At 65.1% G+C, this 24430-nt stretch carries 26 protein-coding genes and 1 other annotated feature; of the genes, 11 read left to right on the forward strand and 15 right to left on the reverse strand.

The genetic code is table 11. The features are described from left to right. Window positions 1–37 precede the first annotated feature (37 nt). The 5 genes from FIU28_RS03620 to FIU28_RS03640 all read right to left on the reverse strand — a co-directional run bounded on the left by FIU28_RS03620 (window position 38) and on the right by FIU28_RS03640 (window position 3753). The gene (locus FIU28_RS03620; RefSeq protein WP_143571727.1) at window positions 38–919 is read right to left on the reverse strand and encodes a 3-hydroxybutyryl-CoA dehydrogenase; all 882 of its coding nucleotides are present in this window, start codon (window positions 917–919) and stop codon (window positions 38–40) included. Between the two features lie 114 nt (window positions 920–1033). After that, entirely contained in the window at window positions 1034–1978 is a 945-nt protein-coding gene (locus tag FIU28_RS03625; RefSeq protein ID WP_143571728.1) for an electron transfer flavoprotein subunit alpha/FixB family protein, read from the reverse strand. Next, the gene (locus tag FIU28_RS03630) at window positions 1978–2727 is read right to left on the reverse strand and encodes an electron transfer flavoprotein subunit beta/FixA family protein (protein ID WP_143571729.1); all 750 of its coding nucleotides are present in this window, start codon (window positions 2725–2727) and stop codon (window positions 1978–1980) included. The genes FIU28_RS03625 and FIU28_RS03630 overlap by 1 nt, the downstream gene beginning before the upstream one ends. A gap of 137 nt (window positions 2728–2864) precedes the next feature. After that, the gene (locus FIU28_RS03635; RefSeq protein ID WP_143571730.1) at window positions 2865–3437 is read right to left on the reverse strand and encodes a cob(I)yrinic acid a,c-diamide adenosyltransferase; all 573 of its coding nucleotides are present in this window, start codon (window positions 3435–3437) and stop codon (window positions 2865–2867) included. 121 nt (window positions 3438–3558) lie between these two features. After that, on the reverse strand, window positions 3559–3753 hold the full coding sequence (locus FIU28_RS03640) for a twin transmembrane helix small protein (RefSeq protein ID WP_143571731.1): 195 nt from the start codon (window positions 3751–3753) through the stop codon (window positions 3559–3561). A gap of 144 nt (window positions 3754–3897) precedes the next feature. On the opposite strand from FIU28_RS03640, the gene FIU28_RS03645 reads away from it, so the two are divergent. Next, window positions 3898–4791, forward strand: a complete 894-nt coding sequence (locus FIU28_RS03645) for a YihY/virulence factor BrkB family protein (RefSeq protein WP_143571732.1) — start codon at window positions 3898–3900, stop codon at window positions 4789–4791. On the opposite strand, the gene FIU28_RS03650 is transcribed toward FIU28_RS03645, so the two are convergent. Together FIU28_RS03650 and gluQRS are read right to left on the reverse strand one after the other, a co-directional pair. Further along, complete coding sequence (locus FIU28_RS03650; protein WP_143571733.1) at window positions 4718–5968, reverse strand: ATP-binding protein; 1251 nt, start codon at window positions 5966–5968, stop codon at window positions 4718–4720. The two genes, FIU28_RS03645 and FIU28_RS03650, sit on opposite strands and share 74 nt — an antisense overlap. A gap of 93 nt (window positions 5969–6061) precedes the next feature. Then, complete coding sequence (gene gluQRS / locus FIU28_RS03655; RefSeq protein WP_143571734.1) at window positions 6062–6937, reverse strand: tRNA glutamyl-Q(34) synthetase GluQRS; 876 nt, start codon at window positions 6935–6937, stop codon at window positions 6062–6064. A gap of 37 nt (window positions 6938–6974) precedes the next feature. On the opposite strand from gluQRS, the gene FIU28_RS03660 reads away from it, so the two are divergent. The 10 genes from FIU28_RS03660 to FIU28_RS03705 all read left to right on the forward strand — a co-directional run bounded on the left by FIU28_RS03660 (window position 6975) and on the right by FIU28_RS03705 (window position 15926). Then, window positions 6975–7613: a DNA-3-methyladenine glycosylase family protein gene (locus FIU28_RS03660; protein ID WP_143571735.1), complete on the forward strand. Its 639-nt coding sequence runs from the start codon at window positions 6975–6977 to the stop codon at window positions 7611–7613. A gap of 115 nt (window positions 7614–7728) precedes the next feature. Then, a complete protein-coding gene (locus tag FIU28_RS03665) occupies window positions 7729–8433 on the forward strand; it encodes an SDR family NAD(P)-dependent oxidoreductase (RefSeq protein ID WP_143571736.1) in 705 nt (234 codons plus the stop codon). 154 nt (window positions 8434–8587) lie between these two features. Beyond that, window positions 8588–9139, forward strand: coding sequence for an HD domain-containing protein (locus FIU28_RS03670; protein ID WP_143571737.1), 552 nt, complete (start codon window positions 8588–8590; stop codon window positions 9137–9139). A 229-nt stretch (window positions 9140–9368) separates the two neighbouring features. Then, on the forward strand, window positions 9369–9926 hold the full coding sequence (locus tag FIU28_RS03675; protein WP_143571738.1) for an HNH endonuclease: 558 nt from the start codon (window positions 9369–9371) through the stop codon (window positions 9924–9926). A 400-nt stretch (window positions 9927–10326) separates the two neighbouring features. Then, window positions 10327–11547, forward strand: coding sequence for an ABC transporter substrate-binding protein (locus FIU28_RS03680; RefSeq protein ID WP_143571739.1), 1221 nt, complete (start codon window positions 10327–10329; stop codon window positions 11545–11547). A gap of 70 nt (window positions 11548–11617) precedes the next feature. Further along, window positions 11618–12472: a branched-chain amino acid ABC transporter permease gene (locus FIU28_RS03685; protein ID WP_143571740.1), complete on the forward strand. Its 855-nt coding sequence runs from the start codon at window positions 11618–11620 to the stop codon at window positions 12470–12472. A gap of 1 nt (window position 12473) precedes the next feature. Beyond that, the gene (locus FIU28_RS03690; protein WP_143571741.1) at window positions 12474–13403 is read left to right on the forward strand and encodes a branched-chain amino acid ABC transporter permease; all 930 of its coding nucleotides are present in this window, start codon (window positions 12474–12476) and stop codon (window positions 13401–13403) included. Beyond that, window positions 13400–14143, forward strand: coding sequence for an ABC transporter ATP-binding protein (locus FIU28_RS03695; RefSeq protein WP_143571742.1), 744 nt, complete (start codon window positions 13400–13402; stop codon window positions 14141–14143). The genes FIU28_RS03690 and FIU28_RS03695 overlap by 4 nt, the downstream gene beginning before the upstream one ends. Further along, on the forward strand, window positions 14130–14837 hold the full coding sequence (locus tag FIU28_RS03700) for an ABC transporter ATP-binding protein (RefSeq protein WP_143571743.1): 708 nt from the start codon (window positions 14130–14132) through the stop codon (window positions 14835–14837). The genes FIU28_RS03695 and FIU28_RS03700 overlap by 14 nt, the downstream gene beginning before the upstream one ends. Window positions 14838–14954: 117 nt before the next feature. Next, on the forward strand, window positions 14955–15926 hold the full coding sequence (locus FIU28_RS03705; RefSeq protein ID WP_143571744.1) for a S1C family serine protease: 972 nt from the start codon (window positions 14955–14957) through the stop codon (window positions 15924–15926). A 9-nt stretch (window positions 15927–15935) separates the two neighbouring features. Here FIU28_RS03705 and FIU28_RS03710 read toward each other — a convergent pair whose 3' ends face one another. From FIU28_RS03710 to FIU28_RS03745, 8 genes are all read right to left on the reverse strand, one after another. After that, the gene (locus FIU28_RS03710; RefSeq protein ID WP_143571745.1) at window positions 15936–16910 is read right to left on the reverse strand and encodes a Bug family tripartite tricarboxylate transporter substrate binding protein; all 975 of its coding nucleotides are present in this window, start codon (window positions 16908–16910) and stop codon (window positions 15936–15938) included. A 56-nt stretch (window positions 16911–16966) separates the two neighbouring features. Then, window positions 16967–17863 carry a polysaccharide deacetylase family protein gene (locus tag FIU28_RS03715; RefSeq protein ID WP_143571746.1) on the reverse strand — a complete coding sequence of 299 codons (897 nt, stop codon included), beginning with the start codon at window positions 17861–17863 and terminating at the stop codon, window positions 16967–16969. A gap of 28 nt (window positions 17864–17891) precedes the next feature. Beyond that, window positions 17892–18779, reverse strand: coding sequence for a fumarylacetoacetate hydrolase family protein (locus FIU28_RS03720; protein ID WP_143571747.1), 888 nt, complete (start codon window positions 18777–18779; stop codon window positions 17892–17894). Continuing rightward, window positions 18776–19465, reverse strand: a complete 690-nt coding sequence (locus FIU28_RS03725) for a GntR family transcriptional regulator (RefSeq protein ID WP_143571748.1) — start codon at window positions 19463–19465, stop codon at window positions 18776–18778. Before FIU28_RS03725 ends, FIU28_RS03720 begins: the two co-directional genes overlap by 4 nt. Window positions 19466–19599: 134 nt before the next feature. Next, window positions 19600–20550 carry a DUF1775 domain-containing protein gene (locus FIU28_RS03730; RefSeq protein ID WP_143571749.1) on the reverse strand — a complete coding sequence of 317 codons (951 nt, stop codon included), beginning with the start codon at window positions 20548–20550 and terminating at the stop codon, window positions 19600–19602. Between the two features lie 35 nt (window positions 20551–20585). After that, window positions 20586–22793, reverse strand: coding sequence for a TonB-dependent receptor family protein (locus FIU28_RS03735; protein ID WP_143571750.1), 2208 nt, complete (start codon window positions 22791–22793; stop codon window positions 20586–20588). A 56-nt stretch (window positions 22794–22849) separates the two neighbouring features. Beyond that, on the reverse strand, window positions 22850–23221 hold the full coding sequence (locus FIU28_RS03740; protein ID WP_143571751.1) for a DUF2946 family protein: 372 nt from the start codon (window positions 23219–23221) through the stop codon (window positions 22850–22852). Between the two features lie 84 nt (window positions 23222–23305). Next, complete coding sequence (locus FIU28_RS03745; RefSeq protein ID WP_143576011.1) at window positions 23306–24193, reverse strand: cation diffusion facilitator family transporter; 888 nt, start codon at window positions 24191–24193, stop codon at window positions 23306–23308. A 178-nt stretch (window positions 24194–24371) separates the two neighbouring features. Continuing rightward, window positions 24372–24425 (forward strand) — a sequence feature (sul1 is cis-regulatory element that is thought to sense ions involved in sulfur or methionine metabolism; They are found in Alphaproteobacteria). The last annotated feature ends 5 nt before the right edge of the window (window positions 24426–24430 follow it).

A 24430-nucleotide genomic window follows, 5' to 3' on the forward strand; every position in this document is an offset into this window, starting at 1 on the left:
CGCGCTGCGCGCGCGACGACTTCATCCGGGCTACGGATTACCGCGTCGGGACCGGCTTGTCGCCGCGGTAGTCGTAGAAGCCGCGCTGCGTCTTGCGGCCGAGCCAGCCGGCTTCGACATATTTCACCAGCAGCGGGCAGGGGCGGTACTTGGAATCGGCCAGGCCCTCATGCAGCACCTGCATGATCGACAGGCAGGTATCCAGGCCGATGAAGTCGGCCAGTTCGAGCGGGCCCATCGGGTGGTGCGCGCCGAGCTTCATCGCGGCGTCGATCGCCTCGACGTTGCCGACGCCTTCATACAGCGTGTAGATCGCCTCATTGATCATCGGCAGCAGGATGCGGTTGACGATGAAGGCCGGGAAATCCTCGGAGACGGCGATCTGCTTGCCGAGCTTGCTGACGAATTCCTTGGAGGCGTCGAACGTCGCGTCGTCGGTGGCGATGCCGCGGATCAGTTCGACCAGCTCCATCAAGGGCACCGGGTTCATGAAGTGAATGCCGATGAATTTTTCCGGGCGGTCGGTGGACGCCGCCAGCCGGGTGATCGAGATCGACGAGGTGTTGGAGGCCACGATCGCTTCCGGCTTCAGCACGGCGCAGAGATCGTGAAAAATCTTGCGCTTGATCTCTTCTTTCTCGACCGCTGTCTCGATCACGAGGTCGCAATCCGACAGACCGTCCATCGCATCCGATGATACGATCCTGTCGAGCGCCGACTTGCGGGCGTCCTCGGTGATGATCTTCTTGGCGACCTGCCGCGACAGATTGCCGTTGATGGTCGCCATCGCCGACTTCAGCCGCTCGGCCGAGACGTCGTTGAGCACCACGTCAAAGCCGCCCAGGGCCGCGACATGTGCGATGCCGTTGCCCATCTGGCCCGAGCCGATCACGCCGACTTTCTTGATCATAACCGCCATCTTGTCATCTGATCGGGTGGCCGGCTGCGTCACCGCGACCGCCCCCTGTTATTGCACAAACACCGGCCGAAGTCCTCTGATCCCGGCCGGCGTTTCTCATCGACCTTAGCGCGGTTACTTGCCGAGCGCTGCGGTCAGTTCCGGTACTGCCTGGTAGAGGTCCGCGACCAGGCCGTAATCGGCGACCTGGAAGATCGGCGCGTCTTCATCCTTGTTGATCGCGACGATCACCTTGGAATCCTTCATGCCGGCGAGATGCTGGATCGCGCCGGAAATCCCGATCGCGATGTACAGTTCCGGCGCTACCACCTTGCCGGTCTGGCCAACCTGCCAGTCGTTCGGCGCGTAGCCGGCATCCACCGCGGCACGCGAGGCGCCGACGCCGGCGCCGAGCTTGTCGGCCAGGGGCTCGATGTACTGGGTGAAGTTCTCGCGGCTCTGCATGGCGCGGCCACCGGAGACGATGATCTTCGCCGAGGTCAGTTCCGGACGGTCGCTCTTAGCGACTTCCTCGCCGACGAAGGTCGACAGCGCCGGATCGGCCGCCGCGGTGGCGGATTCGATCGACGCGCTGCCACCTTCACCGGCGGCTGCGGCAAAGGTCGAAGTACGCACGGTGATGACCTTCTTGGCGTCCTTCGACTTCACGGTCTGGATCGCGTTGCCGGCATAGATCGGGCGCTCATAGGTGTCGGGTGCAATCACCTTGGTGATTTCCGACACCTGCATCACGTCGAGCAGGGCGGCGACGCGCGGCATCACATTCTTGAAGCGTGAGGTGGCAGGCGCCACGAAGGCGTCGTAGGCCGGAGCCAGCGACACGATCAGCGCGGCCAGCGGCTCGGCCAGGTCATGCGCATAGAGAGCGTCGTCGGCGATCAGCACCTTGGTCACGCCGGCCAGCTTCGCAGCCTTCTCGGCCGCGGCCTTGGTGCCTTCGCCGCCACCGGCGACGAGCACGTGGACTTCCGCGCCGAGCGCGGTCGCGGCTGTCAACGCCTTGTTGGTGGAGTCCTTGAGGATGTCGTGTTCGTGTTCGGCAATGAGAAGTGTGGTCATCAGATCACCCCCGCTTCGGTCTTCAGTTTGGATACCAGCTCGGCGACGTCCTTGACCTTGACGCCGGCCTTGCGGGTCCCGGGTTCCGTGGTCTTGATGATCTCAAGATGCGGCGTGACATCGACGCCGTATTCCTCGGCGGTCTTGTCGGCGATCGGCTTCTTCTTGGCCTTCATGATGTTGGGCAGGCTGGCGTAGCGCGGCTCGTTGAGACGCAGATCGGTGGTAACGATCGTCGGACCCTTCAGCTTGACGATCTGCGAGCCGCCGTCGACTTCGCGCGTCACCAGGAAATCCGAACCTTCGACTTCGAGCTTGGATGCGAACGTCGCCTGCGACCAGCCGAGCAAGGCGGCCAACATCTGGCCGGTCTGGTTGGAGTCGTCATCGATCGCCTGCTTGCCGAGAATGACCAGGCCGGGCTGTTCTTCCGCGACGACGGCCTTGAGGATCTTGGCGACGGCCAGCGGCTCGACGGGTCCGTCGACCTTGACCAGGATGCCGCGGTCGGCTCCCATCGCGAGGCCGGTGCGGATGGTTTCCGAGGCCTGCGCGGGCCCGATGGACACGACCACCACTTCGGTCGCCTTGCCGGCCTCTTTCAGGCGCAGGGCTTCCTCGACGGCGATTTCGTCGAACGGATTCATCGACATCTTGACGTTGGCGAGTTCAACCCCGGTTCCGTCGGACTTGACGCGAACCTTGACGTTGTAATCGACCACTCGCTTGACCGGCACCAGAATCTTCATCGATCCTCTTTCGTGTGAGTTTCTTCGTTTGACGCAGCACTTGAAGCTTGGCCGCGGAACCTAAAGCGCCGGCCAACCGGGGTCAACGCGCGAAAACCGAAAAGGGCGGGTGGGAGCTGCCCGCTTTTGCCGGCAGTTTATCGATTTTTGCCGGGTACCCACAGCACGTCGCCGGCCCCGTTGTCGTTCTGCGACCGACTGGCGACAAACAGGAAGTCCGACAGCCGGTTCATGTACTGGATCGCGGCATCAGACACCGGCTCGTTCGGCCGGGCGGCGAGTTCCACCATGAGCCGCTCGGCGCGGCGACAGATCGTGCGGGCGACATGCAGATGCGCCGAAGCCGGCGTGCCGCCCGGCAGCACGAAAGAGGTCAGCTCGGTCAGGGACTCGTTCAAAGCGTCGATATCGCGCTCCAGCCGGTCGACCTGGCTAGCCAGCACTCGAAGCCGCTCGGCGCGGCCGTCGCGCTGCGGCACCGCGAGGTCGGCCCCAAGGTCGAACAGATCATTCTGGATCGCCATCAGCATGGCGTCCAGCGCGGGCGCCGCCGCCAGATGCAGCCGGACCACGCCCAGCGCGGCATTGGTCTCATCCACGGTACCGTAGGCCTCGATCCGCAGATCATATTTCGGCCGCCGTTCGCCGGAGCCCAGCGCCGTGGTGCCGTCATCGCCGGTGCGGGTGTAGATCTTGTTGAGAACGACCATGAATGAATTCCGGAATGCAGGCTGTAGGGTGGGCAAAGCGCAGCGTGCCCACCGTTGCGCTCGCCGCTGGGATGGTGGGCACGGCGCAAGTGCGCCTTTGCCCACACTACGAAATCTCGCTTTATCTTCCCATCGCCCACACCGTGGCCATGGTCAGCACGATGGCGACGAACTGCAGCGCCACGCGCCAGCGCATCAATTTCTGCGAGCGGTTCGGCGAACCGCCGCGCATCATGTTGAACAGGCCGAGCAGCAGCACCACGGCCACCGCGCCGGCCGCGATAGGCAGCAGGAATTGGCTCAGGAAGGATGTCATATCAGCTCCATATCACCACCAGCCGCGCTTCGCCAGCGCCCGGAAAATCCCCGCCGCAGTGCAACGATCTGGCGTTTTATCCGTAATTATCAAATACTAGCGTCATGCTGGCAGCGCGCCCCTGCCGCCCGAACCAGGTGATATGTGAGGCAGATTCGCTACGTCTACGATGTCGGGCTGGACGCCTTTTATACGTTTCTCGCCGATGATGGCTGGGCGATCGCCAGCCATATCGCGCTGTCGTCGCTGATGGCGCTGTTTCCGTTTCTGATCGTGCTGGCCTCGCTGGCGGGATTCTTCGGTTCCGAGGACCTTGCCGACCAGGCCGCCGGGCTGTTGCTGCAGGTCTGGCCGGAGCAGGTCGCCAGCACGCTGTCCAGCCAGATCCATGACGTGCTGACCACCACCCGCGGCGACGCCTTGACCATCGGCCTGGTGCTGGCGGTCTATTTCGCCTCCAACGGCATCGAGAGTTTGCGGGTAGCGCTGAACCGCGCTTATGCCGTCATCGAGCCGCGGCGCTGGTATTGGCTGCGGCTGGAATCGATCGGCTACACGCTGCTCGCCGCGGTCACCGCACTGGCGATGGCGTTTCTGATCGTGCTCGGGCCGCTGATCCTGGAGATCGTGCGGCTTTATGTGCCGTTGGTGGTGGCCAGTAATGAGACGCCGCTCAACATCGCGCGCTACGGAATTACCATCACGGCGATGATCGTGGTGCTGTTCATGCTGCATGCCTGGTTGCCGGCAGGAAGGCGCAGTTTCATGCAGATCCTGCCCGGCATCGTGTTCACGATGCTGGCGTCGCTCGTATCGGGAATCGGTTTCGGCCTGTATCTGGCGCGCTTCGCCAACAATTACGTCACGATGTATGCGGGTCTGGCCTCGGTGATCATTGCGCTGGTGTTCCTGTATTTCATCGCCGCGATCTTCGTCTATGGCGGCGAACTCAACGCCGCCATCATCAAGTCACGGCTACCGCGCGGCGTCTCGCTTCAAGCAGCGCAGTCGCTAGCCCCCGTGGAGACACAGGTTTAGTCAGGAATGCATCGGCGCCGGCGGCCAGCGAGGCCGCCTCGTCGTCGCCGCGGCCGGACACCCCGATGATGGCGACGCGGCCCTGCGGGGTGTCCAGCGCGCGGATCTGGCTGATCGCCTCGACGCCGTTGATGCCCGGCAGCACCATGTCCATCAGCACCGCATCGAACGCGCCCTGCGCCACCCGTTCGGCGGCGGCCTCGCCGCGACCGATGAATTCGGCCTGATGGCCCAGCTCGGTGAGGATCGTGTTCAGGACGACGCGGCCGAACGGATTGTCCTCGACGCTGAGCACGCGCAGCGTCTCGCGCGGCCCGAACGGGTCGTCATCGTCGGTGTCCGACGCCGCGCTGACCGGGCCGCTCGCTTTGGCCAGCGTCACGGTCAGGGTAAAGATCGTGCCGCCGCCCGGCCGCTGCGCCACCACGATGTCGCCGCCCATCGCGCGCGCCAGTTGTTTCACCGAGGACAGGCCGAGCCCGGCGCCGCCGAACCGCGAGGCGATGGTGACATTGGCTTGCGAGAACGGCCGGAACAGTTTCTTGATCTCGGCCAGCGACAGGCCGATGCCGCTGTCGGCAATTTTGAACGAGACGCCGACCCGGCCGGCCACTCGCACCGGCGCGACCTTGAGCGTGACGCTGCCGCGATCGGTGAATTTGACGGCGTTGTCGATCAGGTTCTCCAGCGCGGCGCGCAGCCGCACCGGGTCGCCGATCACGAAGACCGGCAATTTTTCGGAAATGGTGACGGTGGACTGCAGGCCGCGGGCGGCGGCGCGGCCGGCCAGCGAGTCGCCGGAATTACGCGCCAGGGAGCGCAGGTCGAAGAAGTCCTGGCGCACCTCGAGCCGCGAATTGCTGCTGCGCGCAGCATCGACGAACAGCGTCGCCAGCCCGGCCAGATGCTCGGCGCCGGCCTTGATGGTGTCGACCCAGCGCCGCTCGCGTTCGCCGAGATCCGAGGTAGCGAGCAGGTCGCTGACCGCGAGGATGCCGGTGAGGGGGGTGCGAACCTCGTGGGCGAAGGCGGCAAGCGCGGCCTCGACCATCGACCCGGAACGCACCGCGCCGCGCTTGGCGAACGACTTCGCCGCCGCCGTCTTGGCGACGCGCGTTTTCACAACTCGTTTGGTGCGCTTCCGCAGCGGCTGCGGCGGGCGCTTTACTGGCGCCATGTATCTTCCACCCAATCCCCGATCACCATGCATGGCGGGACTTCAAGAGTCACGTAGTCGACCCCGTGCGTCCCCCGGAAAGCTTGCAGCGAGTCAGGCGGCTGGCAGGCCGATCATTCGCCGGATGTCGGCCGGGCCTGCCCCCCGGGCGCGCAGCTCGCGCAGCGCGGTGGCGCCGGTCGACTTCGCCAGCTTGCCGCCTCCCTCATCGCGCAGCAGCGGGTGGTGCCGGTAGGTCGGCGGCTCCAGCCCGAGCAACGTCTGCAATAGCCGGTGAACGCTGGTCGACCAGAACAGGTCCTGGCCACGGACCACGTCGGTGACGCCCTGCAGGGCGTCGTCGATCACCACCGAGAGATGATAGCTGGTCGGTATTTCCTTGCGGGCCAGGATGACATCGCCCCACGCCTCCGGCCGCGCCGCCACCGCGCCGCTCTCGCCGGACGGGCCGGCGCCGAACTCCGTCCATTGCAGCGCGCCGGCGCGGCGGCTGGCTTCCGCCATGTCGAGCCGCAGCGCGGTCGGAGCACCCGCCCGGCGCAATTCGGCGACCGCCGAAGGCGTCAGCGATCTGGCAATGCCGGGATACAGCGGCACGCCGTCCGGATCGTGCGGCCACTTGCCCCTGATCTGTTCGGCCGCGACCAGCCTGGCGATTTCGGCCCGGCTCTCGAAGCTGGGATACAGCAGGCCCTGCGCGTTCAGCCGGTCGGTGGCCGCCCGGTATTGCTCAAAATGCTCCGACTGCCGCCGCACCGGGGTCTCCCACTCGATGCCGAGCCAGGCGAGGTCCTCATAGATCGCCGCCTCGAACGCCGGTTTGCAGCGCGCGCGGTCGATATCCTCGATCCGCAGCAGCAGGCGGCCGCCGGATTGCCGCGCCAGTTCGGCATTTAGCAGCGCCGAATAGGCGTGGCCGAGATGCAGGTAGCCGTTGGGGCTCGGCGCAAATCTGAAAACGGGTGGCATTGAACTCTTGTCCGGGACGTGATGATCCTAGATCGCGATGACCGTGCACCTCAACAGCCAGGCCGATCTCGACGACGCCGTGGCGGCGCTGGTCAGGCTCGACCCCCGCCTTGCGCCGGTGCTGGAGATTGCCGGCCCGCCGACGTTGCGGCGCCGCGCCCCCGGCTTCGAAGGATTGGCGCAGATCGTCTGCGGCCAGCAGCTCTCGGTGGCCTCGGCCTCGGCGATCTGGGGCCGGCTGACCGGCGCGTTTGTGCCGTTTCACCACGACGCCGTGCGCCGCGCGCGCACCGACCGGCTCGGCCGCCTTGGTCTCTCGGCGGCGAAGATCCGGACGCTGAAGGGCATCGCGCGCGAACTGGTCGCCGGACGGCTCAATCTCGACGTACTGGCGGAAGAAGACGCCGACGCCGCGCATGCGACGCTGACCCGGCTGCACGGCATCGGCCCGTGGACCGCGGACGTCTATCTGCTGTTCTGCCTCGGCCATGGCGACGCCTGGCCGGCCGGCGACGTCGCCTTGCAGGAAGCCATCAAGGTCGGCCTTGGTCTTGCGGCACGCCCGACCGAAAAGCAGATGGCCCCGCTCGCCGAGCCCTGGCGCCCGCTGCGGGGTGCGGCGGCGCATCTGTGGTGGAGCTATTATCACGCGATCAAGAAGCGCGAAGGCGTGTAATCAGTAGCCCGGATGAAGTCGGCCCGCCGCGCGCATCGACGCAATCCGGGGGGAGACGCTGGTAAATGAGCCGACCCCGGATTGTCATCCGGGCGACAAGAATGGAAGCAGCAACGTGAACTCATTCCCCGCAGGCGGCATTGCAGTCTTGATCGGTGCCTCCGGCGGGATCGGCGGCGCCCTCGCAGAACTGCTGGAGAGCAGCGGCCATTTTGCCGAGGTTGTCCGCTTCAGCCGCTCGGGTACGCCGGCGCTCGATATCACGTCGGAGCCGGGCATCGCACAGGCCGCTGCGGCGGTTGCAGCGCGCGGCGGCAAGCTGCGTCTGGTGTTCGACGCCACCGGCTTCCTGCATGACGACGACTTCCAGCCCGAAAAGAGCTGGCGTGAGATCGATCCCGATCACATGCAGAAATCCTTTGCGGTGAATGCGATCGGCCCGGCGCTGCTGATGAAGCATTTTTTGCCGCTGCTCGCCGCTGACGGCCGGGCGGTGTTTGCCACGCTGTCGGCCAAGGTCGGCAGCATCGGCGACAACGAGCTTGGCGGCTGGTACGCCTACCGCGCCGCCAAGGCCGCGCTCAACCAGCTCGTCAAAACGGCGTCGGTCGAATTGAAGCGACGCAGGCCGCAAGCGATCTGCGTCGCGCTGCATCCAGGCACCGTCGCGACCGCGCTCACCGGACCATTCTCGAAAACCGGGCTCGACGTGCAAACCCCGGCAGACGCTGCCGCTTGCCTGCTGGCTGCGATCGACGGGCTGCAACCCGACGATTCCGGCGGGTTTCTCGATCGGTTCGGCCAATCCATTCCCTGGTGAGACTTGGCGTTTCAGGCATTTCATTGCCGTTTGCGTAGTCACGCCATTGCATCGCTATCGTGCGCTTCGTATAGTGCCGGCATCATCACATCGCAAAGCCTGACAACAGCAACGTTCCGTTGCTGGCCGACGGCGTTTGTCCAAGGGAGTTTGAATGAACGATCTCGTACGCGTTATGAAAGCCGCTGACGCCGCCGCACGCTGGCACGTCGATCAGCGCCGCAAGGGGGCCGCGCAGGAGCCCTACCTCAACCATCTGCTGGAAGTCGCCAGCCTGGTCGCCGAGGCGACCGGCGGGCGAGAGCCGGATCTGGTCATTGCCGCCCTCCTGCACGACGCGGTGGAAGATGTCGGCGTGACCGAGGAGCAGGTTGCGCAGCAGTTCGGCGCCAGGATCGCCGGCATCGTCATGGAGGTGACCGACGACAAGAGCCTGCCGAAGGCTGAACGCAAGCTTCGGCAGGTCGCGTCCACCAGCCACAAGAGCCGCGAGGCCAAGATGATAAAGCTCGCCGACAAGACCAGCAACTTGCGCACGATAAGCGCTAGCCCTGCGCCCGACTGGTCGGTTCAGCGACGTCTCGATTACGTGCAGTGGGCACGGGAGGTGGTTGCGCAGGGTCGTGGCGTGTCGCCCTGGCTGGAGGCGCAGTTCGATGCGGCTGCGGAACGGGCGATCGCGTCGGTCAGCGACCACGCTGTCTGAGCGGCGCCGGTCAACGCGCCGTCGGGGAATCCGCGCCGCTGCAAGGACTGCGAATACGACGCAAGTGCAGACCGGGAGTGGCCCGGTACGGTCCGAGGGCAAGGCGACCATCCGGGGTCCTGCCACCTTCCGGGATATCCCGTTCAACACCCTTCACAACGCCGTCACGCTGCCTGTAGTATGACAGTGTTGGCTGCGTCGCAGCGTCGGGTGGGGTCAGGAGCGTTACTTGAACGCACACGTCTCGCAGGGTGGTTGGCCGGTCCTGGTCCTCAACGCGGACTTCCGGCCGCTGAGCTATTATCCACTGTCACTGTGGTCGTGGCAGGATGCGATCAAGGCGGTGTTCCTCGACCGCGTCAATATCGTCGAGCACTACGATCACTTGGTGCACAGCCCGTCTTTCGAGATCCAGCTGCCCAGCGTGGTGTCGCTGAAATCCTTCGTCAAGCCGACAACGCACCCCGCTTTCACCCGGTTCAACGTATTCCTGCGCGACCGCTTCACCTGCCAGTATTGCGGCGCACATGACGACCTCACCTTCGATCACATCATCCCGCGCTCGAAGGGCGGCCAGACCACCTGGGAAAACGTCGTCGCGGCCTGCTCGCCCTGCAACCTGCGCAAGGCCGATATGACGACCCAGCAGGCTCGCATGTTCCCGCGGCAGACCGCGTTCTCCCCCACCGTGCACCAGTTGCACCGCAACGGCCGGCTGTTCCCGCCGAACTACCTGCACGATAGCTGGGTCGACTACCTGTACTGGGATACTGAGCTGGATCCGTAGGGAGGACATCTTCAAATCTGTTCTCGAGCACGCGACGGCGCAAGCCAGCGCGTATGATGCCGACTTTTATGCCTGGACGCAGGAGCAGGTCGCTCTGCCGGCGCTCACGTTGCCGTCTGAATGCCCTCTTAGTCTCGACGATCTGCTTGCGCCGGACTTCGATTTGAGCCGCTGCGCAGAGTTGATTGCAGCGTCGATCGGCAACAACGGGCGCGGCGGCCAGTAGCCTCGTCCGGCCGCGTCGCAGCAATGCCCGCACCATTCGCATGCTGCAGCGCCCTCTGCAGCGAAGTGTAGTTCGCTCTTTCAAACCTCCTTGACTTGGTATCACGGAACTAGGCAGTCTGGCGTGACCAAGAACGCATCGGACAACGATCCGGATGCATCAGGGAGAGACGTCATGAGCTCATTTATGAGGCCGCTTTCGGCTGCGAGTCTGATCGTTGCCGGCGCCCTTGCCATCACCAATCCCGCCACCGCGCAGCAGACCATCAAGATCGGCGTGCCCACCTCGGTGCAGCTGCAGGTCGGTCGCGATACCCAGAACGCCGCCAAACTGGCCGCCGAGGAGATCAACGCCAAGGGCGGCGTGCTCGGACGCAAACTCGAGATCGTCGTTGCCGACGAAACCGAGAACCCCGAACAGGGTATCGCCGCGATCAAGAAGCTCACCGCCGACGAGAAGGTCAATGTGCTGATCGGCGGTTACACCAGCGGCGTTACCCTCGCCCAGTTGCCGCACATCTCGAGCGCCAAGACGATCTATATCGGCGTGGGAGCCGCCTCGCCGGCCATCACCGCCAAGGTGAAATCCGACTACGACAACTACAAGTACATTTTCCGCGCATTTCCCATTAACGCTGCGCACCAGGCCCGCGCGCTGGTCGACTTCATCAACGGCAAGCTGAAGGGCGAGTTGAAGATGACCAAGATCGCCATCGTCGGCGAGAATGCCAAATGGGTTCAGGACCTGGTCCCGATCCTGAAGAAGGGCGCCACCGATGGCGGCACCGAGGTGAAGCTGGCGGAATTCTTCGATACCTCGACGTCGGACTTCTCGCCGCTGTTCGCCAAGGTCAAGGACTCGGGCGCGCAATATCTCATCGTCGTGCTGTCGCATGCCTCGTCGGACATTTTCGTCAAGCAGTGGCATGACGCGCAGGTGCCGATCCCGATCGGCGGCATCGACGTCAAGAGCCAGGACGCCGATTTCTTCACCCGCGTCAGCGGCAAGGCCAATGCGGAAACCGTCGGCATGTTCGCGATCCGCGCGCCACTGACGCCGAAGACGATCCCGTTCTGGGACGAGTTCGTGAAGCGCTTCGGCACCGCCCCGGTCTATACCGGGATCGGCGCCTATGACGCGGTCTACATTTATGCCGATGCGGTGAAGCGCGCCAATTCGATCGAGCCCGACGCGGTCATCAAGGAACTGGAGAAGACCGATCATGTCGGCATCGCCGGCAAGCTCGTGTTCGATGAATTGCACGACGTGAAAACCGGGCCGGGCATGCAGAACCTGCTGTTCGTGCAGTGGCAGAAGAACGGCGAACGCGTCGTGGTGTGGCCGAAGGAAGCCGCCACCGGCCCGATGATCTCGCCGCCCTGGATGAGCAACTAGCTGTCGTCGAGTCAGGAGGCCGAACCGTAACGTTCGGCCTCCCCCTTCCTGGCACCAACAGCGGGACCTCATGCTTCAAATTCTGATTTACGGCGCGGTCTCCAGCGCGATCTACGCAATGCTAGCCGTGGGATTCACCCTCATCTTCGGCGTCGCCCGCATCCTCAACCTGGCCCATGGTTCGTTTTATGCGCTCGGCGCCTACGCCGCCTACGTGCTGACCTCGTTGCTGGGCGTGCCCTTGTTTCTCGCCGCCCCCATCGCCGTGCTGCTGGTTGCCGGCTTCGGCGTGCTGATGGAGCGTTTTTTGGTGCGCCCGCTGCGCGCCTCGCAACTGGCGGTGCTGATGATCACGCTGGCGGTGTCGCTGGCCGTGGAGCAGGCGCTGTTCATCACCTTCGGCTCGGAATACCGCAATGTGCCGTCCTTCGTCGCCGACAAGCTGTCGATCGGCGGCGTCGATATCGGCGGGCAGCGTCTGCTGGCGCTGGTCGCCGGCGTGCTGGTGCTGCTGCTGCTGTGGCTGTTCATCCAGCGCACCCGGCTGGGCGCAGCCATTCTTGCGGTGTCGCAGGATCCGGAAGCCGCGCAGTACATGGGCATTCCGACCAACCGCATCTTCTCGATCGTCATGGCGATTTCGGCCGGCACCGCCGCGCTGGCCGGCGTGCTGGTGTCGCCGTTCCTGACGGTGCAGCCCACCATGGGCTTGCTGCCGATGGTCAAGGCCTTCGCCATCGTCATCGTCGGCGGGCTCGGCTCGATCCCGGGCAGCATCATCGCCTCCCTGATCCTCGGCTATTCCGAGACCATCGTCGCCTACATGATCTCCACCTCATGGACCGAACTGGTCTCGCTGGTCGCCGTGGTGGTCACCCTGATGATCCGGCCCTCCGGCATCCTCGGCCGACGGGCGGCGTTCTGATATGCGCAGCATCGCTCCGATCGATATCGCCGGCGGCATCGCGCTTGTCGCCATCCTCGCGGTGGCACCGATGCTGGTATCCAGCAACTATCTCACCGGCGTGCTGACGGTCTGCGCCGTCTACGGCATCTGGGCCTCGAGCTGGGACTTCATGTCCGGCCTCACCGGCCGGGAGAATTTCGGCCACTCGCTGTTCATCGGCGCCGGGGCCTATACCGCGGGTTTTCTCGCCACCATCTGGTTCACCAATCCGTGGCTCAGCCTGCCGCTGGCGGTGGTGATCGCGGTGGCCTTCAGCCTGCTGGTCGGCTTTCCCACGCTGCGGCTGCGCGGCCCGTATTTCGCGCTGGCGATGTTGTCGGCCTCGGCCATCCTGCAGCGGCTGTGCCTGATCTTCTGGGAATATACCGGCGGCGAGGAGGGGCTGTACGGCCTCGACCCGTTGATCAAGAACCCGCTGCACTACTACTGGTTCGTGCTCGGCGTGCTGGTGGTCACCGTGATCGTTCTCACGCTGCTGGCGCAGTCGCATTGGGGCCTGCTGCTGCGGGCCATTCGCGGCGATGAGGCGACCTGTCAGGCCGCCGGCATCAACGTCACCTTCTACAAAATAGCATCCCTGATGATCTCGGCCGGTTTCGCCGGCCTCGGCGGCGCGCTCTACGCGCACTATCAGCTGCAGGTCTCGCCGCCTTTGTTCTCGGTGGTCGTCTCCATCACCGTGATCATCATGGTCTATGTCGGCGGCATCGGCTCGATCTACGGCGCCGCCGTCGCGGCGATCTTGCTGACGCTGCTTACCGAAATGCTGCGCGGTTTCGGCGAGTACCGGCTGTGGATATACACCCTTACGCTGATGCTGATCCTGTTCTTCCTGCCCAACGGGCTGATCGCGCCGCTGTGGCGCCGGGTGACGGAGCGGCTGCGATGACCGTGCTGCTCGAGGTCGATGGCGTCACAAAACGCTTCGGTGGTCTGACCGCCGTCAAGAACGTGAGCTTCACGCTGCAGAAAGGCGAATTCACCGGCATTCTCGGGCCTAACGGCGCCGGCAAGACCACCTTGTTCAATATCCTCACCGGCTTCATGCCGCCGACCTCCGGCGCCATCCACTTCAACGGCGAGTTGGTGCGGGAGCTGGCGCCGTACAAGGTGGTCAATCGCGGCATGGCGCGGACTTTCCAGCTCACGCGCCCGTTCCTCGGCATGAACCTGCTGGAGAACGTGCTGGTGGCCTGCATGTCGCCACGCGCGCATCAGGACAAGGATAAGGAGGCCCGCGCGAGCTATCTGCTCGGTCAGGTCGGCCTCGGCGGTCGCGACAAGGAGCCGGTGGAAACGCTGCCTTACGGCGACCTGCGGCGGCTCGAAATCGCCCGCGCGCTGGCGACGAGGCCGGACCTCCTGCTGCTCGACGAGCCCTTCGCCGGCCTCGGCAGCAGCGAGATCGAGCAGCTGGCGCAACTGATCCGCCGGCTGCACCGCGAGGAAAACCTCACCATCCTCCTGATCGAACACAAGCTGCGCGAGTTCATGGCCTTGGTGTCGCGCGTCATCGCGATGAATTTCGGCGAGATCATCGCGGTCGGGCCGCCCGACGAGATCGTGAAAAATCCAAAGGTGATCGAGGCCTATATCGGCAAGACGGAGGACGAACATGCCTCTGCTTGAAGTCGCCGATCTCAAGGTCAGTTACGGCAAGGCGCTGGCGATCGAGTCGGTCTCGATCCGGGTCGAGAAGGGCGAGCTGGTCGGTGTGCTCGGCCCCAACGGCGCCGGCAAGACCACGCTGCTGAAGGCGATCTCGCGCTCGATCGCTTCCTCCGGCACGCTGGCGTTCAAGGGCCAGTCGCTGCATGACGTCGAGCCCTACAATGTCGTGGCGCGCGGTATCTGCCATTGCCCCGAGGGACGGAAACTGTTTTCCGAATTGTCGGTGCTGAAGAACCTGCAACTCGGCGCCTATTTGCGCAGCAACAAGGCCGAAATCAACGCTGATCTGGAGCGTGTTTTCACGCTGTTTCCGGTGCTGCGTGAACGGCAGTGGCAGCAATCCAGCACCCTGTCCGGCGGCGAGCAGCAGATGGTGGCGATCGGCCGCGCTTTGATGGGCCGTCCCGAACTGCTGCTGCTCGACGAACCCTCGGTCGGTATCGCACCCAAGCTGAAGGGGCTGATCTTCGATTCGATCCAGCAGATCCGTCGCGACGGCACCGCCATCCTGATCGTCGAGCAGGACGCCACCTCGACGCTGCGCATCGCCGACCGGGTCTATGTGCTGGAACACGGCCGTACCATCCGCGAGGGCAAGTCCGCCGAACTCGCCGGTGACGAGTATATCCGTCAGGTCTATCTCGGCGTGTAGGCCGGGCCGGCCATCGCGGTGCGCGCGGCCCGGCGGAAATCCGGCCGGGGCTGGACTTCCAAGGCTGCCATCGCATCTTATATGCACGTCCACGCCGCGATCAGAAGGAGACCCTGCATGCCATCCCTGACCGAATGGAAGGTGCCGGCCGCCGTGCAGCCGCGCGCGGACGAATTTGCGTTCGATCTGGAGGCCACGCTCGAGGCGGTGGTCGGGCTGCACTGCATCGTCCCGGAAGACGCCTTCACCGCGCAGACGCTCGGCACCGAGCGCGCCGGTAACGGCGTGCTGATCGACAAGGGATTGATCCTCACCATCGGCTATCTGATCACCGAGGCCGAGACGATCTGGGTGCATCTCGGCGACGGCCGCGTGGTGCCCGGCCATGCGCTTGGCGTCGATCCGGAGAGCGGCTTCGGCCTGGTGCAGGCGCTCGGCGAGATCGATATTGCCCCCTTGCCGCTCGGCGTTTCCGGCAGGGCGAAGATCGGCGATGCCGTGGTGGTCGGCGGCGTCGGCGGGCGCACCCGCTCGGTCGCCGGCAAGATCGCCGCGGTGCAGGAATTCGCCGGCTACTGGGAATATCTGCTGGACGACGCGATCTTCACGCATCCCGCACACCCGAATTGGGGCGGCGCTGCGCTGATCAATGCCAAGGGTGAGTTGATCGGCATCGGGTCGCTGCAGATCGAGCGCGACCTCGGCGGCCGGAGCGAGCACCTCAATATGGTGGTGCCGATCGATCTGTTGAAGCCGGTGCTCGACGACCTCAGGAAGTTCGGCAAGGTCAACCGCCCGGCGCGGCCGTGGCTCGGGCTCTATGCCGCCGAGGTCGAGGACAAGGTGGTCGTGGTCGGCCTCGCCGCCCGCGGCCCCGCCGCGCGCGCCGAGTTGAAGACCGGCGACGTCATCCTCGCCGTCAATGGCGAGGAGGTGACGGATTCGGCGGAGTTTTACCGCGCGCTATGGGCGCTCGGCCCCGCCGGCATCGACGTGCCGCTCACGCTGTACCGTGGCGGCGACACGTTCGACGTCGAGCTGGTCTCGACCGATCGCAACCGGATGCTCAAGGCGCCGCGGATGCATTGAGGCCGGCGGTTATTCCTGCTTCAGATCCAGCTTGCGGATGATCTCGCCCCATTTGGTGATTTCGGACTTCACATAGCCCTGCGAGTCCGACGATGAGCCGCCGATCGTGCTGAAGCCGATGCGCTCGAATTGTTCGCGGATGCCCGAATCGGCCAGCGCGGTGTTGATGTCGTCGTTCAGCTTGGCGACCACGGCGGGCGGCGTCTGCGCCGGCACCATGAAGGCGACCCAGGTGGCGTCCTCGTCGTCGCTGAGGCCGAGTTCGCGCGCGGTCGGCACGTCCGGCAGAGACTTCATGCGGTCCTTGCTGGTGACGGCCAGCGCCTTGACCTGACCGCCCTTGACCAGTTCCATCGCCGCCGGCAGCGCCACGCTGGCCAGCGCGGTGTGACCGCCCATCACCGAGTTCAGCGCCGGGCCGGCGCCGGTGAATGGCGCATGTACGATCGTCACCTTGGCATTGAGGCGGAAGATCTTCTCGGCCGACAGGTGCGGCGTGGTGCCTACGCCGGCGGTGCCATAGGTGTAGTTCTCGGTCTTCGACGCCTCGATCACGTCGCGCAGCGTCTTCGCCTTCAGGCTTGGCGCGCCGACGATCAGGTTCGGCGTCGTGGCCGCCACGATCGCGGTGGTGAAATCGGCAGGATTGTAGCCGGCCTTCGACGACAGGCTCGGATTGACCGCGAAGGCGCTGGTTGTCACCAGCACGGTATAGCCGTTCGGCTCCGCCTTGGCGGTCGCGCCCGCGGCGATGTTGCCGCCGGCGCCGCCGCGGTTTTCGATCACCACCGGCTGCTTCCACTGCTCGTTGAGCTTCTGGCCGAGGATGCGGGCGATCAGGTCCGCCGGGCCGCCCGGCGCGAAGGCCACGACCAGCTTCACCGGCTGCGAGGGGTAGGGCTGCGCGGCGGCCGGCAGGGTGGAGCCGATCGTGACAGCGGCAAGCAGAGCGGCGAAAGCCGGACGGGTGACGGCGGATGACATGGCGTTTCCTCCTGGGATTGATCGGGCGCTTGGGCGCCGCTGGTCTTGTCGGGAGCTTAGGTCGTCTGGTCCTTGAACAACTCACCATGCGCGAGCGCGTGGCGGGCGATCTCGATGCGGGTGCCGATCCAGATGTCATCGCGCGCGAGCGCCAGTTTGATCATGGCGTCATAGGCCCAGGCGCCGGCCGGGCGGCCGAAGGCATGGGTATGCGCGGTGACGTCGAGCATGAACGGCGCATCGTCGGCATCAGGGGCGTTGTCGAGGATGGCGCGGAATTGCTCGACCAGAGCGGCCGGCGCATTGCCGTAGCGGATCGAATGCGGCAGGTCGTTGACGTCCATGGTCAGCGGAATGCCGACGATCGACGGACCGGAGGCGTCGCCCGAGGAGATGATCGCCGGCAGGTCGTCGTCGTTGCAGTCGCCGAACCAGACATAGCCTTCCTCGGCGAGCAGCCGTGGGCTGATCAGGCTGCCGGTGCCGCGCGGGCTGATCCAGCCGAGCGGCCGTTCGCCGGTGATGCCCGCGATCAGGTCGCCGGTGCGGCGGATGTTGGCGCGCTCGCCGGCCTCGTCGAAATACACCGGGATCACGTCCATGCCGTAGGAATGCGCCACGATCTCGTGGCCGGCAGCGTGCAGTTCGGCGAGCACCGTGGGATGCGTCTCCGCCAGCACGCCGTTGACCATGATGCTGGTCTTGACCTTGTTGGCCGCGGCGATCCGCGTCAGGCGCTGGATGCCGCGCACCGCGCCATAGCTCGCCCAGGAATGCGCGTTGGTATCGAAATAGCCCGGCTGCAGCACGTTGCCCATCGGCCCGATGCCCGGCGCCTTGCCGGGCGACCAGGCCTCATAAGCGAGGTTGAACACGACTGCGATCTTCGCGCCGTTCGGCCAGCGAAAATCCGACGTCGCGCGCTTGATGCGAAAGGTTTCGGCGTTGCTCATGGTCGTTTCCTCTCGTTTTTATTGTTGTTCAGGCGGTGATCGTGTTGTGGAGGATGCCGATGCCTTCGATTTCGGCGGTGACGCGGTCGCCGTCGACCAGGAAGCGCGGTGGCTCCATCGCATAGCCGACGCCGGACGGCGTGCCGGTGGCGATCACGTCGCCGGGCTCCAGCGTCAGGCCGCGCGACAGGTGCTCGATGATGGCGGGAATATCGAAGATCATCCGGCTGGTGCGGCTATCCTGGCGCAGCTCGCTATTGACCGTGCTGAAGATGCGGAGATCTTCGACGTTGGGCAGCGCCGAGGCGTGCACCACCACCGGCCCGAACGGGCAGGAGCGGTCCAGCCCCTTGCCCTTGAACCACTGGCCGTAGCGGCGCTGCGTGTCGCGGCCGGTGATGTCGTTGATGATCGAGTAGCCGAAGATGTGGGAATAGGCGTCGGCGGCTGCAATGTTGGAGCCCTTGGTGCCGATGATGACGGCGAGTTCGACCTCGTAGTCGAGCTGCGCGGTGACGTTGGCGTGCTGCGGAATGGTCTCGCCGTCGGCGATCACCGCGGTCGGCGGCTTGGTGAAGAATTCCGGCACGGCCGGCAGCGGCACCGGGGCCTTGCCCTGCGCGCGCATGCCTTCGTCGATATGTTCCTTGTAGTTCCGGCCGACGCAGAACACGTTCTTCTTCGGCCGCGGAATCGGCGCCAGGATTTTCAGCGACGCGCGCGGCAGCAGGTTCTTCGCCGACGACTGCAACTCGCGCACGGTCGCGATGCCGGCCTCGCCGGCTTCCGCGAGATCGCCGACATGGCGCGGCGCGGTCTGTTTCGACGGCCAGGCGGCCGTGAGGTCGAGCACCTGCTCGCCGATCAGGAGGCCGAGGTGGCTGTCGTTGCCGGCTTCGAAGGTCAGAAAGATCATGATGGGTTTCCGTCTTTGTCGGTGATGTCGAATTCGGTGAGGGAGGATGCCGCCTGCTCGCGCAGCACGCGGACATGGCGTCGCGCCACCGCCTCGGCGCGGTCGGGATCCCGGGCCTCAATGGCGTCGATGATGTCGAAGTGCTCGTGGAAGGATTGCGCGCCGCGATCGAGCCGCTCGATGAAGCGCAGCCCGGCCATTTTGAGATGGCCGAACGAGTCCCAGGTCTTTTCCAGCAGCGTGTTGCGGCTCTCGCGCATCAGCAGGGCATGGAAGGCGGTATTGGCCGCGGCATAGTCGGCCGGACGCGCCAGCGCGCCAGCCTCGTCGAAACTGGCGAATACCGCGCGCAGACGCGCGCAGACGTCGGCTGAGCCGTGAGCTGCGACGTCGCGCGCGGCAAGCCCTTCCAGCATTTCGCGGATTGCCAGCCATTCTAGATATTCGGCCAGCGAGGTCGGCATCAGCCGGGCGCCGCGGCGCGGGCGAAATGCGATCAGCCCTTCCTGCTCGAGCCGGCGCATCGCTTCCCGCACCGGGGTCCGGCTGACGCCAAGCTCGGCGGCCAGCTCTTCCTCCCGCACGCGGACCGGCGCGGTGATCCCGGCCGCGCGCAGCCCGAGGCTGGCTTTCAGCGCGGAATAGACTTCGTCTCGTAGGTAAGGGCGGGCAGCAATTGGGCTCATGGATTTTGTATATGTATACAAAATTGGATTGTCTATTGAAAATCATTGATCTGTCGTAGCCCGGATGAGCTCTGTTCCCGGATAGCAGCACCGCGACGCTGCGCGCCGCTATCCGGGCTACCGATCGCCGCAGGTTAATGCGCGTGGCCAGCACCGGCCGGGGCCTGGGCGCCGATGCCGGCAACATCGAGTTCGACGTCGATCTTGCCGGCCTTCTCGAAGGTCAGCTGCGCCTTGACCTTGTCGCCCTGCTTGAAGGGGGCGGGGAGGTTCAGCAGCATCAGATGATAACCGCCGGGCTCCAGCTTCACGGTGGCGCCGGGCTTGATCTCGAGACCACGGCCGAGTTCGCGCATCTTCATCACGCCGTCCGTCATGGTCATTTCGTGGACCTCGATCTTGCCGCCATTGCCGAAGCTGCCGCCGGTGAGGCGGTCGCTGGTCTTGCCCATGTTCATGATCGTGAGGTAGCCGCCGGCGAGCTTGGCGCCGGGCGGGGTCGCGCGGGTCCACGGCGCGGTGATCATCAACTCGCCGGCCTGCGCCATCGCGGCCATCGCCGGCTTCGTGGATGCCGCAAGCTGCAGCATCGGGGCAGGGGATTTCAGCGCATGCGGGTCCTGGCCGGCGGCGGGGATCTCGGCCCAGTTCTCGGAGCCGGCCTCGCAGCTCTGCAGCGTCGGGAAGTACAGCGGCGCATCGGTCTTCAACTCCGCCGGCAGATAGCCGGTGAAGACGAACTCGTCATAGAAGTCGTTGTCGAGCTTGCCGGTCCAGCTGATCTCCTGCACGCCTTCGGAGGCCTTCATGCCGTGCATGAACTCGTAGGATTTCGCATAGGCGCCCTTCTTCGCGTCGATGCTCCAGCCCGGCTTCGGCATCGGCTTCACCGCGACCATGCCCTCGGGAATGGTCACGGTGATCTTGGTCGTGGCCGACGCCTTGCAGCCATGCGGCACCGCCAGCACGGCGCGATAAGATCCGCCCACCGTGGCGGTGCCGCTTTGCAGGAAGACGTGGGCGTGAGACGGCGCCGCGAGGGCGGCGAGGCCGGCAGCGAGCGCGAGCGTGGAGAGGTTCTTCATGGTAGGTCCTTTCGTTGGATGCTTGGTCATGGCGATCACCAGCGGGCCTTGATGCCGGCATAGACGGCGCGGCCGAAGCCGGGCTCGAACAGCGTCGAATTCGCATTGGCCCTGTCGATGATGCTGGCCGAGGCGATGTAGGTGGTATTGGCGATGTTGCGGGCCTCGATATAGCCGGAATAGGTGCCGCCATTGTCGACGCCGGCCTTGAGGCCCCAGATCGCATAGGGTTCGGTCTTCAGCGTGTTGGCGCTGTCGACGTAATAGGATTCCGGCACCCATTCGAGATTGGGGCCGATGTAGAAGCCGTTGGCGTGCTTGTAGAGCAGTTCGGCGCGCAAATAATGGTTGGGCGCGCCGGGCAGCAGGTTGTTGCCGTAGACCGCGTCGTTGTCGAAGCGGAAGTCGTTCAGCGTGTAAGCCATGTTGAGCCACAGCCGGTCGGGCTGCTCGCCGACGGCGAACAGGCCCTTCATCACGGCGATGCCGAGGCCGGCCTCGATACCCTGATGGATGGAGCGGTCGGCGTTGGTGACGTTGCAATTGCCGAATACGCTGTACAGGCACAGCAACTCGTTCTTGATCTCGGCGCGGTAGCCGGTCAGCTCCCAGGTGAGGTCGGGCCGCCGGCCACGGGTGCCGATCTCATAGGTCGTGGCGCGTTGCGGCTTGATGCTGGTGAAGGGGATCGTCGGGATGCCTGCACCCGACGAGCTTTCGCCGAAGCTCGGCACTTCGGCGCTGCGCGAGACATTGGCATAAGCCTGCCAGGTCGGATCGATCTGCCACAACAGGCCCGCCTTCGGGCTCCACAGGTTGAATTCGGTCGAGCCTGAATTGTCGCCGTCGCTCAGGAAACGATCCCGGCGATTGCGTGTCGCGTAGAGGAACTGGGTGCCGGCAATCGCCGCCACGCTCGGCAGAAAATAGAACGAATTCTCGGCATAGACCGAGGTGTTCTTCGACGAGTCGACCGATGATGAAGCCAGCGCGCCCTTCTGACCGCCCACATTGACGTATTGCGTGTTGTCGATGCGGCCGTTGACGAGGTTGACGCCGGCGGTGAACACGTTGCGGTAGCCGCCGATGAAGCGGTCGTCGGTGAGCTTCGCGAAGCCGCCATAGTCCTGGTAGTGATAGTCCAGCACCTGGAAGATCGGGTGCATCAGGTGGCGATCGACGCCGAACACGCCGAAATCTACTGTGGTGTTGTCAAAGCGGATCGTGGTCTTGTTGGCGAGCCGCACGGTGTCGATATTGCGCTGCTGGTCGCCGCTGATGTTGCCGGCGGCGGCGGTGGTCGGCGAGTTCAGCGCCGAGGCCCTGGTCACCGAGCCGGGAATCCGCTGCCGCACCTCGTTGGCGTTGAGATAGAACCGGGTCTCGAAATCCGGCGAGAACTGGTAGCCGACATTGCCGCTGACGCGGGTCGATGTGCCCCAGCTATGATCGCGAAAACCGTCGGTCGATTGCGTCGAGGCGGTGAGGAAGCCGTCCCACGGGCCGTTGGCGCCGCCGGCGCTGGCCTGCACGCGACGATAGCCGAACGCGCCCATGTCGATGCTGGCGCTGTTGGGGAACGGATCGCGGCCGGTCGGAGTGACGAAGTTGATCGCGCCGCCCATCGAATTGGCGCCGAACCGCAGCGCGTTGCCGCCCTTGTAGACCTCGACATATTTGTAGGCGGTCGGATCGATCTCCTGAAAATCGCCATAGCCATCCGAGGTGTTGATCGGGATGCCGTCCATATAGAGCTGTACGCCGCGCAGATGGAAATTGCGCGACAGGCCGGAGCCGCGGATCGACAGCCGCGTGTCGTCGCCCCATTTCGGTTGCGCGATCACGCCCGGCACATAATCGAGGATGTCCTTGATCGAGTTGCTGACGGTCGAGTTGCGCCAGACATCGGCCGTCACCAGCGCGACGCCGCCCGGCGTTCGCTGGATTTCGCGGAGCGCCTGCTGCGCGGTGGCGACGGTGAGCGAGCCCGGTACGCCCGGCGCCTGGGCGGTTTGCGCCGATGCCACCACCGGCTGACGCGAGGCGCGTGTCGAGGTGGTTGTGGCGCGACGGGCCGGTCGGGCGGCAGCGCGCTTTTGCTGCGGGGCATCGACGGTCACGGACGGCAGCTCGGTCTGTGAACCGGCTTGCGCGGAGGCGGCATCCGAGAAGGTCGCGCTGGATAGCAGCGCAGCCGCGGATGCCAGCGAAGCGCTGCGCAGCCGCAGGGATACGGAAAACATGGGTTAACTCCACCGGATTGATATGACGAGATGGGCGCGCGGGATCGCGCGGGACGTCAGATCAGTCGCGGCGGGGCACGGGCCTGATGGTCGGTGGCGGCCAACCGCGCAATAATGGCGGCCTCGCGGGCGATGGTCGGTGCGATGGTGATCGCGATCCGCGTGGTGAGGAACTCGGTCGGCTGCGGCGGCGCGCCGGGCGCGTGCGCGAATACGCAGACCGGGCAATGCACCGCGACCTGGCCGGGGCTCTTGCCGGCGTCGCCATGGTCCGGATTGACGGCGCAGATCTCGAAGCCGGCGGCGTAGAGCGCCGGCGACACCGAGGCCAGCAGCAGGCTGGAGAGGATGACGTTGAGCACGAGCGCATAGGCCGCGGCGAGCGATGCCACGGTGCCAAACCGGCGTCTGTGCGAATGCTGCTTCAAAGAACTTTCCTCATCCCCCAACTAGCATGGCAGGGGACGCTGTCAAAGAGCACAGATTTCGTCTGCGGCGCTCGGACAACAGGTCTACAGCACCACGATGCCGGCGTGCTTGGCCTTGTCGTCGGGCTCGACATGGATGGTGATCAGCGCCTCGCCGATCTCCTCCCGGATCGCGATCTCGAGCGTGTCGCAGATCTCGTGCGCGTCGCTGACGGTGGTGGTGCCCGGCACCACCAAATGAAAGTCGATGAAGGTCATGCGGCCGGCGCGGCGGGTGCGCAGGTCGTGCGCCTCGATCGCGCCACCCGATTGGGTCGAGATGATCTTCTTGATGGCCAGCAGCGTCGTCGGCGGAATCGACTCGTCCATCAGCCCGCTGAGCGATTCCTTCATCAGGGCCCAGCCGGCCCACAGGATATTGAGCGCCACCAAAGCGGCGAGGATCGGATCGAGGATCGGAATGTTCAGGACAGCGGCAACGCCGACGCCGCCCAGCACGCCGATCGACGACACCACGTCAGTCAGGAGGTGGCGGCCGTCGGCCACCAGCGCCGGCGAGCGCCGGCTGCGGCCGAACCGCATCAGCACCCAGGCCCAGATCGCATTGAGTGCGGTGGCCAGGCCGTTGACGGCCAGCCCCAGCCAGGGCGCATCGAGCGCGCGCGGCGCCAGATAGCTGGCATAGGCCTCGTGGAGAATCAGGATCGCGGCCAGCACGATCAGCACGCCTTCCAGCACGGCGGAGAAATATTCCGCCTTGTGGTGCCCGTAGGGATGTTCCTCGTCGGCCGGCTTGGCACTCAGGCTGATCGCCATCAGCGCCACGACGGCCGTCACCACATTGACGATGCTTTCGATCGCGTCCGACAGCAGCGCGACGCTGCCGGTGAGGTGATAGGCGACATATTTCAGGCCGAGGACGGCGAAGCCCACGACGATGCTGCCCTGCGCCAGACTGCGAACGCTTGTCATCATCTATGCTCATTGAGGGACGCGGCAAGCGCGGCTGTGTGCTCTAGTATGGCGTCGCCGGAGATGCAAGGCGCATTCCCATAGCTGCGATTGCTTCGCATTACGACTGGCATTTGAGCGGCGATGCTGCGAAGTCGCGCTTGATTCCGCGGCGTTACCAAGGCAGTTTGAAACGATCGTCGGACCCGATCTGATCGGGTGGCTCGGCCGGGCGCCTATCCCCCGGAAACCCCTCAG

The sequence above is a fragment of the Tardiphaga sp. vice154 genome (genome assembly GCF_007018645.1).
GTDB lineage: Bacteria > Pseudomonadota > Alphaproteobacteria > Rhizobiales > Xanthobacteraceae > Tardiphaga.